Source organism: uncultured Limosilactobacillus sp., assembly GCF_934202235.1.
GTDB lineage: Bacteria > Bacillota > Bacilli > Lactobacillales > Lactobacillaceae > Limosilactobacillus.
Window position 1 is genome coordinate 37,655 of sequence record NZ_CAKPXS010000006.1, and the last position, 14,105, is coordinate 51,759.

The window sequence follows — 14,105 nt, forward strand, 5'->3', positions numbered from 1 at the left end:
TTCACCACAAGCCCCGGTAGGATGATAACTACCAGCCGGCCATGTTGAATGTCGTTTTCTTTTATAATTTTTCTCCCTGTGACTTCGCGACTTTTTTCAAATCGTCAACGTACTCGCGCGTTGCTTCGTTCATCAAATAAGCCACATCGATATGGAGACGATGTTCATATTCCCACCAGTCAGTGACCCGGAATGTTTCTGTTGCGCCATCGATATGGGGAGTTTGCTGACGTTTAGCATATTCTGCCAGCAACGAATTCAACTCAACAGCTGAGAGCTGCTTAGCACGGGCGTCACTGAGCACCTGTCCTTCTAACACATATTCAAAGGCCATTACCCCGCGGCCCCACACGTCGGCCACCGTCTCTGAACGCAGACTCAATTGGCGGTTGACCAACTCGGAAAGGACGGCATTCACCGCTAAATTAGTGGTCTCCGCCGCCCGGTTGCGGACAATCAATGTCGCCCGGTTAATTAGCATCCGGTGAATTGCCAGGTAAATAATGGCCACAATCACCAGTGCCGTGATGAAAAAAATCAGCATTGTCATAGTCTTGCTCCCCCCGTTTCTTCACGCTACAAGCATACCACACGCCAATTTTGACGACAATCATGTCAAGATGTGCTAAAATACTTAGATGATTATGTGTCAAATAGATTGCGAGGATTAGAAAATGACTTTTAAGGTATATTACCAACCAACCAAGACTGCAACACCACGGCGGGAAAACACCCACGCGCTCTACATTGAAGCAGCGTCCGAACCAGAAGCACTGTCAATGGTTGAAGAAAACACTGACTACAATATTGAATTTGTTGAACTGCTGGACGAAAAGGCATTGGAATTCGAAAAAAAGAACCCGAACTTCAAGCTCACCACGTTTTAGCTGAGCAATCATTTCTATTTCCCGGGTGAAGGTAATCACCCGTTTTTTTAGCTGGTCAGAAAGGAGGAGCATTGTGCACTACTCAGTAATTGTCAACCCTGTTGCTGGCGGTGGGCGGACCCGCCAAGTATGGAAACAAGCTGCCCCCATCATCACCAACCACGGCGATGACTTCTCGGTAACTTTTACCAAACGTCCTGGGCACGCCACCTTCCTTGCTGGTCAGCTTGCTCGACGATTGCGGGGCCAAGGGCAGCAGGTCGTTCTGGTAATTGGCGGCGACGGCACCCTTAATCAGACCCTTAACGGCCTGATGGAAAATGGCATTCCGGAAGATGAGCGAGTGCCCCTCGCCTACTTGCCAGCCGGCACTGGCAATGATTTTGCCCGCGGGTTTGGACTTAGTAACCAGCCACTGGAGGCCTTAAACCAAGTTCTCAGTGCCAAGGAAGCCGTCCGAGTGACAATTGGCGAGTATAACGAAGCGATCAAACACGAACACCGTTACTTTTTGAACAATATCGGCATTGGTTTTGACGCTGCCATTGTCAGTCGCACCAACGCTTCGAAAAGTAAGAAAAAATTCAACCGGTTGAAACTCGGTTCATTTGCCTACCTGGCGAATGCCATCGCGGTGCTGTACAACCTCAGCTCCTTTCCGCTTGCGGTGGATTCCGGACGTTTTCATGACCACTATCCACAAGCAATGATTGTAATCAGCAGCAATCACCCGTACATCGGCGGAGGATACCAGGTGGCCCCTGAAATGTCCGTCTTTGATGACGAACTCGAATTAGTGGTTGCCGAGCGTCACAACTGGCTGCTAACCCTCTGGGAATGCCTGCAGCTAGCTCGCGGGAAGTTATCCCAGTCCCGTTTTGCCCACGTTTATCGCGGTCAACGATTGCATTATTCCACCACTTCACTTGAGTTTGGTCAGTGTGATGGTGAAGAGATGGGTAACCGTTTCGTGGACTTAACCGTTTCGCTTGACCACTACCCCTTCTGGGCCGTTCCTCATCATTAAAAAAGACAAGTCCCTGGCAACCAAGTGGTCGTCAGGGACTTGTTATTTAAGAAATCATAATTGCAAAGCTGCTTAGTTAACGGTGCCGGCAAAACTTGGCTTGAAGTAAGAGCTAATGGTTTCCACTTCGACGTTTTGCCCTGGTTGCGGAGCAGCGACGTATTGGTTATTGCCAATGTAGATAGCGACGTGGTAAGTCGAACCGTGGTTACCCCAGAAAAGGAGGTCTCCTGGTTGTGCCTGTGAAACCGCCTTTTGACTGACGCAGCTTTCCAGCGAAACAGTATAATGCGGTAGCTGTTTGCCGGTACTGTGGGCGTAAACATAGTCAACAAGGCCAGAACAATCCATCCCGCTGAGACTACTGCCACCGTAAACGTATGGAATATTACTATTAGCGAGTTTGACCGCCAAGCCGACAACTGACCCTGTCTGTAAATCAGCATTGTTATTCTGCTGCGGGGCATTTGCCTGGCTGTTCGTCGCTGGCGCAGCCGGTTGCGACTGACTAGCAGGCGTTGTCTGCTGGTTAACAGCCGGCGTCGACTGCTGGTTATTCGCTGGTTGGTTAGCAGGTGCCGATTGTGTTGGTGCTGCTGGCTGCGTCCATAGTTGAGTTGCGACCGTTTGGGCCGCCTGTTGCGTTGTCATCGTCTGTGCGGTGGTTACTGAATCACCAGTGGCCGCTGGCTGCGTAGTAACAGTCTGCTGTTGATCAGCATTAACTTGGCCGCTAGCAGCGTCTTGACCCGCTGGCTGGTTTGCCGGTTGAACCGGTTGATGAATCTGCTGTGCACCACCGGTAGTCGAACTGCTTGCTGGCTGGCTTGCTATGTTCTGGCCACTTTCCTGCGCCTGGCCGGCGGCTGGAACTGCTTGCGATGGTGACTGTTGTTCAGCGGCTGGTGCCGGTTGGGCTGGCAACTGTGATTGTCCGGCAGCTGGAGCAGGTGACTGACTTTGCCCCTGCTTGAGTTGCGAACCAGTATCCTGGCTAGCGGCTGAAGCTGATTGCTGACTAACGGACCCACCCTTAATCGTGAGGCGTTGGCCAACGTAAATCAGATCCTGGTTGCTCAAGTGGTTCCAGGCCACCAATTGAGCCACAGTAACGTGGTAACGTTGAGCAATCTTGCTCAGCGTATCACCAGTTTGCACAACGTACCCATCATGGTTAGTGGGTAGTTGCAGCGATTGACCAGCGTAGATCAGGTCAACGCTGTTGTTCAATCGGGTCACCGCCGGGTTAGCTTGTTCTAACGCGTGAACGGACAAGCCTTCCTGCTGTGCTAATTGCCAAACTGTGTCACCTTGCTTCACCGTGATGGTCTTGGCACTGGCGGTCGTAGCGGCAGCTGCCAGCACCCCCAGCGTGCTGACCGTTCCCAGCATTACGTGGCGAACAGTTAACCGATGACCAGCCGGTTTAGCAACTTTTTTCATCATCTAACACCTTCCCATAAGTTAATGGCGATCCACTAGTCAAAATAGATCACGTTACAACTAGCGTATCATTCGCTATTCACTTCTGATAGCGAACGTATGGTCAAGCACCTGTTTCAAGGGCTTTCATTGCCCTGAAATCGCGTCGGATCAACGATTGCCGTTGTGCTATCGTCTGATTAAGATTTCTTTAAATTCCTCAAGGAATAATTAATAACCATCTTGACTTTAAAGAATTTATTAACAATTATTTGATAGTCTAACACTTGCTGAATTGCTTGCTACAATGAATCTAGCAGCTTGTGTTAAGGAAGTGATGAAATGGTCAACTTGTATTTTCATACCAACGACCCGTCAAAAAGAAAGGCCGTCAGGTGGCTAACCGACCACGATATCGCAGTCGTTCAACGAAACTTGGAAAAGGACCCGTTGACTAAAGCGGAAGTTACCCGCCTGTTAACCCTTTGCCTTAACGGGACCGATGAACTGATTTCAAAACGTTCACGCGAAACAAAGTCCTTAAAGATGGACCGCGATAGTGTCACTATTAACCAATTGACTTCAGCCATCCATGAGAATCCACATATCCTGAAAAACCCCATTATCTTTAATAGTCACAAGCTGATTACCGGGTTCGATCAGGAAAAGATGGGCGTCTTCATTACTCCCCACCAACGACGGATGGAATTATCAGCCCTGTTTGCAAAGTTAACCAACCAAACTGGTGGTAGCTTCAAAATGGCTTAACCACCACAAACTTGCTACCAACACGAAAATACCAGTCAGGAATAACCCTGACTGGTATTTTTTATTTTTTAACCCTTTTTCCGTAACTTAGCCAAACGCGCCTGCCGTTTCTGTTCACACTTTTCATCCTTATCAATGAAAATATAGGCAATGGCAGCAATCACGGCCACAATGGCTCCGACCATAATGGTCTTGGCAGTAAAGTTAGTCACCATGTAAAAAGAAATCACCAGCGCTAGTACCGGAATAAGGTATTTGCCAGGTAATTTAAAACCGTGAGTCGGAAATTCATCCGTATGCTGGAAGCGAATTTCCGCAAAAATTGTTGGCACGTATTGAACAAATGAAGCAAGGACAATACAAGAAACTAAGAATAGGTATGATTGCGTTGATAACATCAGTGAAACTGCCGCCGTTAAGATGATGCTAACCCACGGAGCATTATAGCGGTTCTTTTTGCCGATCACCTTGGGCAGCATGCCGTGTTCATTGGCCAACGACGCGATCAACGATGGTGCGTTAAACGAAGCGACAAAGGCCACCCCAAAAATACTAATCAGCATGCCCACGATAACCAAGACATAGCCCCAGGTACCAACACCGTCGCGAAAGGCAATCGCAATGGGCGTACTATACTTGCTCATCCGAGTACCTAAAATCCCAATAGCGACAACCATCATCAAGGAATAAAGAATGGTGACACTGGCCATCACGGCAACGAGCACCCGCGGAATATTCTTCTCCGGGTTCTCCATTTGCTTAGCGGCAATTGGCACGAACGAGAAACCGGCAAACAGGTAAAAGACAACACTAAAGGCAGCACCAAAGTGACTGAAAAAGCCGCTAAAACTACTTGCGGCCGCTGTCGGGATCACGGGGTGAAAATGACCAAAGTGAATCGTAAAGGCCCCTACGACGATAAAAATGATAATCGTCGCCATCTTGGCCGCCGACGAGGTATTATCCACAAGCTTAACTAACGAACGACCAAAAAGATTAATGATGGAGAATAACACAATTAAACCAACAACTGAGGAATAGTAAACCACCGGGTTGTGAAATACCGGTAAAAAGCTCTTTAAAGTCGTCAAAAGTGCGACCACTTCTGCTGTCAGGGTACAACAACCCAAAAACCAAATAAAAATCCCAATTTCAAAGCCGGCAAAACGGCCAAAAGCATTATAAGAGTAAATCCAGGCTGCACCAGATTCCTTAAACCGGCTTGCCAGGTCGGCATAAACAAGCGCAACCATGCTGACCGTTAAGGCAGCAAAGAGCAGCACCAGCACACTCATCAAGTTCATATCACGGTAGATAACCTGTGGTAACAGGAAGGCACCAGAGCCAACCACGGCGTTAATACCAAGAAAGTAAATTGAAAGAAACGATAACTTTTTTCCACCAGCTTTTGCTGTTTTCATACATAACACCTTCAATTTGTAGAAGCAATAATCTATCGAATATTAACAGTTTCTTACTATCACAATAACGCAAAACGCTTTCAAATTCAATTATTCCCTTTAGTTACGCGTTTTTGTGGTTTATCGATAGATTGCAAAATGTTTTATTGATAGTTTTGTGGTGCGTCTGTAGAAAACAAAAAGGGCGCGAGTAAACTCACGCTCTTTATTAGTAGATAATTAATCCTTGGTTGTTAACGGTTGGAAAAGTGAATCGATGGATTGGTGACGGTGAATCCGCATCAGAGCAGCCGCTAAAAGATCGGCAACGGAGATAACCACCATTTTATCGATCTGCTTATTAGACGGAATGCTAATAGAATCAGAGACAACCAGTTCTTTGATTGGTGAGTGCTCCAAAATTTCAGGGGCGTTTCCTGACAGAACCGGATGAGTTGCAATCCCGTAAATGTTCTTAGCACCAAATTTCTTAAGGACTTCCGCGGACATTGCCATCCGGCGACCCGTATCAACAATATCATCGATAATAATCGCGTTCTTTCCCTTAACATTGCCGATAACGAAATCCGCACTGGTTTTTGTCAGTGAGGCTTCGTGCTTTACATCCTCGCGATTATCAACGATCGCAATTGGCGCGTTAATAAATTCAGCGAAGCGTCTCGTCATCGTCACTCCCGCATGGTCAGGTGCCACCAGGACAACATTCTTGTCGAGGTGCTGGTCTTTAACATACTTTGCAAACAGCGGTGCCGCAATCAGGTGGTCAACTGGAATGTCAAAGAAGCCTTGCACCTGGGCCGCATGCAAATCAATCGTTACCAGCCGACTAATCTGATCCATTTCCAGCAAATCAGCCACTAACTTTGCCGTAATTGGTTCCCGCGACCGCGCTTTGCGGTCTTGACGAGCATAACCATAGTAAGGCATCACAACGCAAATCGATGCTGCACTGGCCCGCCGGAGGGCATCCACCATAATCAACAGTTCCATCAAATTCGTATTGACGGGGTCGGAAATTGATTGAATAACATAAACTTCACAACCGCGGACGCTTTCCTCAATTTCTACAGAAATTTCACCATCGGCAAAGTGACTAATCTTCGCCTTACTGAGCGGCACCCCCACACCATCGGCAACTTTCCTGGCCAACTGGGGGTTGGAATTTAAGCTAAATAGCCGTACGTTCGCGATCTTGTCTGTTGCGTTCATTTGCAAACTCCTATCGTCTCAATCAGTGTTTTGTGATACAGCTGTATTGTATCATTTTTCACTAAGTCCGCGTAGCCAATCAGTGATTATTCCTTCTTTTTAAAGGAAACAGGAGTAATCCCCTCCATGCCAATCATCGGGGAAATTTCCTCGTTAGCAATTGCCGCGGCAGTCAGTACGTGTGATTGACCGTGACTTTGTGTCGGTGCTTGTTTTTCCGGCTGGGTCTTTGATGACGATTGGCGTTTAAGAAGGATCTTCTTTTGGCTCCCCTGCCGAAAAGCAGCCGTGAGCCGTTCCCGCATAAGCGTGCGACGAGCGGAGACGGCATTAATCACGCTAGTCTCAAACGCCTGCTGTTCCCCGACCATTAGCAAAAATTGCGAGGCCCGCGTTACCGCAGTATAAAAGAGGTTACGTTTCAGCATAATGGAATCCGCATTGACCAGGGCGATGATCACGACGGGAAACTGGCTCCCCTGTGACTTATGAATCGAAATACAATAAGCCAGCGTCAGTTGTTCCTTCCATTCCAGTGGATTATATGACACTTCCCGCTGGTCAAAGCTAACCGTGATCTTAGCATTCTTTCCCCGTGCCACCGGATCCACATCACGGCTTTCGATAGTCTTAATGATTCCAATATCGCCATTAAAGACCCCTTTATCAGGGTTGTTGACCCGCTGCATCACCTTGTCGCCAACGCGATACGTATGGTTATTTTCTCGCCCAAAAACGACGCTCGCCTTTCCACCGGCTTGTGGGTTTTGCTGAGACTGAACAAAGGCGTTAATTTCGTTAATGCCACCAACTTTCTTGTACATTGGTGCCATCACTTGAATGTCTGGCAAGTCATAGCCCTGCTGCTTTGCCCAGTCAATCAGCTTATTGACAAAGATGGCAACCTGGTTAGGTGGGCAAAGAACTGCTGAACGGTCAACCTGGTTATGCTGCCAGTTGTCTGGCAGGTGTCCATGGTTAACCTGGTGGGCAAAAGTGACAATCGTTGAATCCTCGTCCTGGCGATAAATCCGCTCCAGTTTAACAGTTGGCAGGACCGCACTGGACAAGAGGTCAGAAAACACCTGACCAGGGCCGACGGACGGCAACTGGTCCGCATCGCCGACCAAGACGAGCCGGGTCCCCGGATTAACGGCGTCAATTAGTGCCCGGCACAAAAGTGTGTCCACCATGGACATTTCATCAACAATGACCATTTTGGCGTCAAACGTCTTGGAGGCCCGAATCTGAGCTGGCATTTCCCGGCCAGTTAACCCCAGACAATGATGAATTGTATAGGCATTAATTCCCGTCGCTTCGCTCATCCGTTTAGCGGCCCGACCAGTCGGTGCCGCCAACACCAAGTCGGTAGTTTGCGCCCCCGTCGACCCCAAAAAGGTTTCAATGATCCCCTTAATAATTGTTGTTTTACCAGTTCCTGGCCCCCCGGTAATCAAACTAACCGGCGATTGAACAGCTAACTTAATTGCCGCCCGCTGTTCGTCATCAAGGTGAATATCATTGTGGTCTTCATAGTGCTTAATCTGTTTCTCCAGGTCCTGGTCAGCAAGCGAATTAAGGGACCCTTCGTTGAGTAATTTCAAATCACGGGCGATCTCTTGTTCGGCCCGGTCTAATTCAGCTGGGAAGACCTTTTGCTGGTCCACCACCCGCACCAGTTGCAGCTTTTTCCTGTCAAGGCGTTGTTCTAGCTTCCCCGCTAACTGGCGGTTGCCTAACAAACGACTTGCTCGGTCAATTACTTCTTGGCGCTCACAGTAAGTATTGCCACTTTCACGGGTCAATTCTTCGCTTGCTTCTAGTAAGCCCGCATCCAACCGCAGTGGCGAATCCGCTTGCCATCCTAACTGATCAGCCAACTTATCCACCAGTGAAAAAGTGACCCCGCTCACTTCACGGACTAGTTGGTACGGGTCCTCTTTAATCACCTTACTAGCGTTGGTACCAAACTTTTGAAAAATATCTTGACTCTGGTTCCCGGTAAAGCCAAGCTGTCCCAGCCGCTGCAATAAGATGTCCTTCGTTTTACCGAGCCGCAGCGCCCCAAACAGCTGCTTTCGTTGTTCATCAGTCGGATCACAGCGTTCGATGATTTCCGGGTTGTTGACTAGTTCATTGAGAGCATTATCGCCAAGCGTCTCGACAATGGTCTTAGCAAAGTGATCATCGACGTTCAGGTTGCGGAGATACTGGAAGGCTGTGTCTTTGCCTGGTTTGACATCAATAACTCGCTTATAGCTCACCACCCGAAACTGCTGACCATATTTAGGGTGTTTAACCCATTTTCCGGTGAAGGCGTAGTCAACATCGTGACTTAAGTCGCCAAAGTCGCCAACAATGGTGTAAGTATGTTTTTTAGTGATGAGTGGCATCACCTTGTAGTAACTATCCGGGGACGAAAAAAAAGGCTCCTGCGGTTTCCCCGTAACGGTTTCCTGCCCCGCAGTCGTCTTTTTTTGTTTAGTCATTTGTCAATCCACCCTGCTGCTCCAGAAAGTCTTTAATGTCGGCAATCCGTTTTTCACTCTTCTTATAAAAATCAGGGTCCAGTTGCTGTGCCTGGGTCAAATAGCTATGGTAATCTTCGCCTAACACCATCGCAACCAAGCCGCGGTTAAACTGGGTGTCCGCCCGGCCCGGATGGTGCTTCAAAATTGCATCATAATAACCACGAGCCTGTTCAAACTCGCCGAGCGCCAAGAAGGAGTCACCAAGGACCTGGTTGATGGCTGCATCATCAGGACGAAGTTCCAGGGCGGTTAACCCGTAGGCCACCGCTTGCTTATAATGCTTTTCTTTCATATAGCTCTGGGCCAACATTAGGTAAGAGTCAGCCTTGAGTTTCGGGTCATCAATCTTATTGTAATAGTCAATGGCGCTCTTTACCTTACCAACGGTGTAATAAAGGTTGCCCAGTCCGTAGTTCAGCAGGTTAACAGCATTCGCATCATCCTTTTGTTCAAAGATGCCCAACGCTTTCATAAATAACTCTTCAGCCTGTTCATACGACTGCAGCCGCGTCAATAACGAACCGAGGTCATAATAGTTGTTAACTTTATCCGGCTGCTGATCAATTGCCACAATCAAGCGGTGAACTAGCTTGTTCGTTTGCTCTTGACTAGCCTTTGATGAATCTTTCGTTGTCATTAGTCAGTCTCCTCATCAAATTGTGTCCGTAGGGTCTACCGTGGTTTTATGAAGATAGTCCGTTTCGTTCCATTTATTCAGCTGAAAATGATGACCATCAGTTGTTTCCAAAATCGTCGTCGAAGTATTCGACAAACCGCCACGGTCTTTCAGGTGTGCTAATGGAACGTCTAACAAGCCGTTGATCCCCGCATTCAGTGCCGCACCATGTGAAACTACCAGGACATTTTGCTGTCCCGGATAAGCCGCCGCATACTCTTCAATTGCTGCCCGGAACCGGTCAATAACTGCTGAGAAACTCTCGCTGTCAATTAAGCGGTTATCAAACTTATCGGCGTGAAAATGGAAACTATCCACTACCTGGGGCCAACGTGCTTTGACTTCATCAAAGCGGCGCCCCTCCATCTTCCCGAGATTAAATTCCCGCAACCGGCTATCTACCGTTAGCGGGACTTCTGTCGGCAGTTGACTAATCAGGCAGCGCGCCGTTGTGAGGGCCCGCGGCAGCGGACTAGCATAGGCATGAATAAAATCAACAGCAGCCAAGTGATTAGCTAGTAGCTTGATTTCATGGTAACTCTCAGGTAGTAACGGGGAATCGCCATGTGCCCCCTGATAACGGGACGCCTTATTCCATTCCGTTTTTCCGTGACGGATAAAGTAAAAAACAGTCATCGCACACCATGGTCCTTTCCAAACCTTTCCCTACTATCTTAACAGAGTTTTCCCCGCAATGAAGAATGCTTTAACAAAAAAAGTGACGAATTTAATCGTCACTTCTTTGCTAAACATACTGCAACTGATGATTATCCTGGTAAGCACGGTCAATGATTGCGCTCCCCAAACACTCGTCGCCATCATAAAAGACAACCGCCTGACCAGGGGTAATAGCCCGCGCAGGATCATCAAAGTAGACCGTTAAGCTGTCACCATCTTCATTGATATCAACTGTCACCGGCACATCTTTTTGGCGGTAACGGAACTTAGCCGTACAACGGAAATGATCACCATAGCGGCTCATGACATCATCAACCCAGTGAATGTCACTCGCTGCCAAGTGCGTTGCGTAAAGGGCCGGATTATCATAACCCTGACCCACATACAGAATATTCTTTTTAATATCCTTGCCCACGACAAACCACGGGGCATTGCTCTTGGCATTGCCGCCCAGGCCAAGCCCCCGTCGTTGGCCAATTGTGTAGTACATCAACCCGGTATGCTGGCCTACCGTTTGACCATCAAGTGTCATCATCGGACCAGGTTGTGCCGGTAAGTAATGGCTCAGGAATTCCCGGAAATGCCCATCTTCACCAATAAAGCAAATGCCGACCGAATCCTTTTTATTTGCTGTCGCTAACCCCGCCTGGCGGGCAATCTCCCGCACTTGTGGCTTCGTATACTTGGCGAGCGGAAAGATAACATCATCCAGCTGGTCATGGTCAAGCTGACTCAGGAAATAAGTTTGATCCTTATTTTGGTCGGTCGCCCTCATCAGGTGCATATTGCCATCCCCATCGCGATGAAGGTCTGCATAATGCCCCATCGCAATGTAGTCTGCTCCTAACTGGTGGGCATAATCAGTAAAGGCGCGGAACTTAATCTCCTTGTTGCATAAAACATCGGGATTCGGGGTCCGCCCCTTCTTGTACTCATCAATAAAGTAGGTAAAGACCCGGTCCCAATACTCCTTTTCAAAGTTGACCGAGTAGTATGGAATACCGATTTTCGTTGCCACTTTGGCAACGTCGCGGTAATCGGTGGTTGCCGTACAAACACCATTCTCATCGGTATCATCCCAGTTTTTCATGAACACACCAACAACGTCATACCCCGCCCGTTTCAGCAAGAGCGCCGAAACGGAAGAGTCAACGCCGCCACTCATGCCGACAACGACACGGGTGTGACTGTGGTCTTGTTTCATTTAGTTCACCATCATTTCGTCTAAGATTCTGGTCGTCAACGATTGAAGGTCGTGATTCCAGTAAAAGTTATTGTACCAAATGACACACCCGGTTGACCAGCCGAAGCTATTGCCGGTCAAAAACGTGGCGCTTGACCATTTCATCCAGGATAAAGTGATACTGCAAAACAAATTCTTTGGACCGGTTCCCTTGAAAAATGTTGATCTTACTCATCCCATTACCATTAACCGTTTCCATTTTAAAGGCGTCCATTTCCGGAGCAACCCAAATTTTTAGTTTGGCTGCCGGGTGAAACGGCGAGGTGCGATCGAGGCTTCCCTCGTACGTAAAGGTTCCCCGCCGTGACCGTTCAAAGCCCAGATCGTTTAATGTGTACTCCTTAATTGCTGGACTAATTGTGTAGGTCTGTGGGTCCCCACTGACCTTCACCGATTTACTGTATGGCATCCTTATTCTCCTTTCACCCGTTTAACGATCTTACTAATCTCCTCCGCTAAAGCGTCAACCTGTGCAGGGGTATTCATAACCCCAAAGCTGACCCGAATGGATTCCGTGACGCGGGGACTATCTTGACCAAACATTGCGACTAAAACATGAGATGGTTCCACATTTCCTGCCGTGCAAGCTGACCCACCGGAAACAGCAAATCCCGCCAGGTCTAAGCTATTTTGCATTACCTGGGTTGGTACCCCTTTAATCCACAGGTTGATAATTTGTGGCATCGCCTCGTCAAGCGGTTCACCATTCACTGCAAAATCAATCCCCATCTTGGTCAACCGGCTAACTAGCTCTTCTTTGAAGCTCAGAAACTTTTGCCGCCGGTGGGCCTTTTCTTCAGGTGTCAACAAACTAACGGCCTCGGCAAACGCTGCCGTTGCTGGAACATTTTCCGTTCCCGCACGTCGTTTGGTCTCCTGTTCCCCGCCCTTAATGAGGCTCGGAAACTTGAGCCCCTTTCGCCGGTACAAGAATCCCATCATCTTGGGGCCGTTAATCTTGTGCGCAGACGTCGACAAGAGGTCAATATGGTCACGGTTAACATCGATATCTTCCAAGCCATATGCCTGAACGGCGTCCGTATGGAACCACGCCTGGTAGTTAAGCAGGAGCTCCCCGATTTGTCGAATGGGCATCTTCGTGCCGACTTCGTTGTTCGCCATCATTACCGACACGAGTGTCGTCTGATCATCGAGGGCTGCCTTTAAATCTGCTAGTGAAATCATGCCCTGTTCGTCCACTGGCAGGTAGGTAACCCGAAAACCTTCTGCTTCCAAGGCCTGGCAGCTCTTGAGCACCGCATCATGCTCCACCGCGGTCGTAATAATATGCTTTCCTAATGACGCCCGCGCGTGAGCCACTTGAACAATGGCGGTATTATCCCCTTCGGAGCCCCCACTAGTGAAAACAACTTCGTCATCGCGGGCACCAATACTGGCGGCGATGAGGTGACGGCTATCCTCCAGCACCCGCTTGGCATCACGGCCATAGCCATAACCGGTTGAAGCGTTGCCCCAGTGGTGAGCCAACTGGTCGACTAAGACGTCAATAACCGGCTGGACCATCGGTGTCGTTGCTGCATTATCAAGATAAATTTCAGCCAACCTTAATCCTCCTTTGGCAACTGTTCAATCATCGTCAACAACATCTGCGCTGAACGTTTACCAGCCTCAATAATAAACTGATCAAAACTAACCCCGGCATTCTCGTCACCAGTATCAGACATGGCGCGTAAGACAACGTACGGTATCTGGTGGTCACAAGCAACTTGCCCCACTGCGGCCCCTTCCATTTCTGCCGCAAGTGCCTGCGGGAAGTAGTGCTGAATCTTTGCGATGGCCTCACTACTGGAGACAAACTGGTCGCCCGTCACAATCAAACCGCGGACAGTGTGTAGGCCGGTCTTTTCACTGGCACTAGCCAGCCGGTCAGCCCACAGTGTCGACGCCGGAAAGGTTGCTGGCTGTTGCGGCAACTGCCCATAAGCGTAGTCAAAGGCGCGGGCATCAACATCATGGTAGGCCGTTTCGGTGGAGATCACTACATCCCCGACGTGCAGGCCATCACCAATTCCGCCGGCAGAACCAGAGTTAATCACTACGTCGGCACCAAATTCGCTAATGAGGTGTTCGGTGGTAATTCCAGCCTCCACTTTACCAATCCCTGATTCCACCAGCACCACTGGCTGGCCACTCAACTGGCCCAGGTGGTAATCCTTGCCACCTAAGTGATTAACCTCATCTTCATCCATCGCTGCCAACAATTCCTTAATCTCTTCCTGCAT

At 48.7% G+C, this 14,105-nt stretch carries 14 protein-coding genes and 2 pseudogenes; 3 read left to right on the forward strand and 13 right to left on the reverse strand.

Translation table 11 applies throughout. The features are described 5' to 3' along the window. Positions 1–61: 61 nt before the first annotated feature. The gene (locus Q0E49_RS01925; protein ID WP_295746130.1) at positions 62–550 is read right to left on the reverse strand and encodes a hypothetical protein; all 489 of its coding nucleotides are present in this window, start codon (positions 548–550) and stop codon (positions 62–64) included. Positions 551–674: 124 nt separating this feature from the next. Between Q0E49_RS01925 and Q0E49_RS01930 the strand changes: the two genes are divergently transcribed. Then, positions 675–887 (forward strand): DNA-directed RNA polymerase subunit epsilon, encoded by a 213-nt coding sequence (locus tag Q0E49_RS01930; protein WP_295746133.1) that lies wholly within the window; start codon positions 675–677, stop codon positions 885–887. Between the two features lie 73 nt (positions 888–960). After that, positions 961–1,914, forward strand: coding sequence for a diacylglycerol kinase family protein (locus Q0E49_RS01935; protein ID WP_295746136.1), 954 nt, complete (start codon positions 961–963; stop codon positions 1,912–1,914). A gap of 72 nt (positions 1,915–1,986) precedes the next feature. Here the strand turns inward: Q0E49_RS01935 and Q0E49_RS07975 are convergent, their stop codons facing one another. From Q0E49_RS07975 to Q0E49_RS07985, 3 genes and pseudogenes are all read right to left on the reverse strand, one after another. Beyond that, positions 1,987–2,565: an NlpC/P60 family protein gene (locus Q0E49_RS07975; RefSeq protein ID WP_366509531.1), complete on the reverse strand. Its 579-nt coding sequence runs from the start codon at positions 2,563–2,565 to the stop codon at positions 1,987–1,989. A 244-nt stretch (positions 2,566–2,809) separates the two neighbouring features. Further along, a pseudogene (locus tag Q0E49_RS07980) lies at positions 2,810–2,863 on the reverse strand (hypothetical protein); the annotation flags it as partial. A 95-nt stretch (positions 2,864–2,958) separates the two neighbouring features. Continuing rightward, positions 2,959–3,360: pseudogene (locus Q0E49_RS07985) on the reverse strand (LysM peptidoglycan-binding domain-containing protein); the annotation flags it as partial. Between the two features lie 318 nt (positions 3,361–3,678). On the opposite strand from Q0E49_RS07985, the gene Q0E49_RS01945 reads away from it, so the two are divergent. Further along, positions 3,679–4,104 (forward strand): ArsC/Spx/MgsR family protein, encoded by a 426-nt coding sequence (locus Q0E49_RS01945; protein ID WP_295746142.1) that lies wholly within the window; start codon positions 3,679–3,681, stop codon positions 4,102–4,104. 68 nt (positions 4,105–4,172) lie between these two features. On the opposite strand, the gene Q0E49_RS01950 is transcribed toward Q0E49_RS01945, so the two are convergent. The 9 genes from Q0E49_RS01950 to Q0E49_RS01990 form a co-directional block, all read right to left on the reverse strand. Further along, entirely contained in the window at positions 4,173–5,525 is a 1,353-nt protein-coding gene (locus tag Q0E49_RS01950) for an APC family permease (RefSeq protein ID WP_295746146.1), read from the reverse strand. 219 nt (positions 5,526–5,744) lie between these two features. Further along, positions 5,745–6,734: a ribose-phosphate pyrophosphokinase gene (locus Q0E49_RS01955; protein ID WP_295746149.1), complete on the reverse strand. Its 990-nt coding sequence runs from the start codon at positions 6,732–6,734 to the stop codon at positions 5,745–5,747. Positions 6,735–6,820: 86 nt separating this feature from the next. Then, entirely contained in the window at positions 6,821–9,223 is a 2,403-nt protein-coding gene (locus Q0E49_RS01960) for an ATP-dependent RecD-like DNA helicase (protein WP_295746152.1), read from the reverse strand. Then, positions 9,216–9,902 carry a tetratricopeptide repeat protein gene (locus Q0E49_RS01965; protein WP_295746155.1) on the reverse strand — a complete coding sequence of 229 codons (687 nt, stop codon included), beginning with the start codon at positions 9,900–9,902 and terminating at the stop codon, positions 9,216–9,218. The genes Q0E49_RS01960 and Q0E49_RS01965 overlap by 8 nt, the downstream gene beginning before the upstream one ends. Positions 9,903–9,917: 15 nt before the next feature. After that, a complete protein-coding gene (locus tag Q0E49_RS01970; protein WP_295746158.1) occupies positions 9,918–10,577 on the reverse strand; it encodes a histidine phosphatase family protein in 660 nt (219 codons plus the stop codon). Positions 10,578–10,686: 109 nt separating this feature from the next. Then, entirely contained in the window at positions 10,687–11,823 is a 1,137-nt protein-coding gene (mnmA, locus tag Q0E49_RS01975; protein WP_295746160.1) for a tRNA 2-thiouridine(34) synthase MnmA, read from the reverse strand. 106 nt (positions 11,824–11,929) lie between these two features. Further along, entirely contained in the window at positions 11,930–12,271 is a 342-nt protein-coding gene (locus Q0E49_RS01980) for a cysteine desulfurase (protein ID WP_295746163.1), read from the reverse strand. A 2-nt stretch (positions 12,272–12,273) separates the two neighbouring features. After that, positions 12,274–13,425 carry a cysteine desulfurase family protein gene (locus Q0E49_RS01985; RefSeq protein ID WP_295746166.1) on the reverse strand — a complete coding sequence of 384 codons (1,152 nt, stop codon included), beginning with the start codon at positions 13,423–13,425 and terminating at the stop codon, positions 12,274–12,276. Positions 13,426–13,427: 2 nt separating this feature from the next. Beyond that, the coding region (locus Q0E49_RS01990) for a 5'-methylthioadenosine/adenosylhomocysteine nucleosidase (RefSeq protein ID WP_295746169.1) at positions 13,428–14,105 on the reverse strand (678 nt) is incomplete at its 5' end.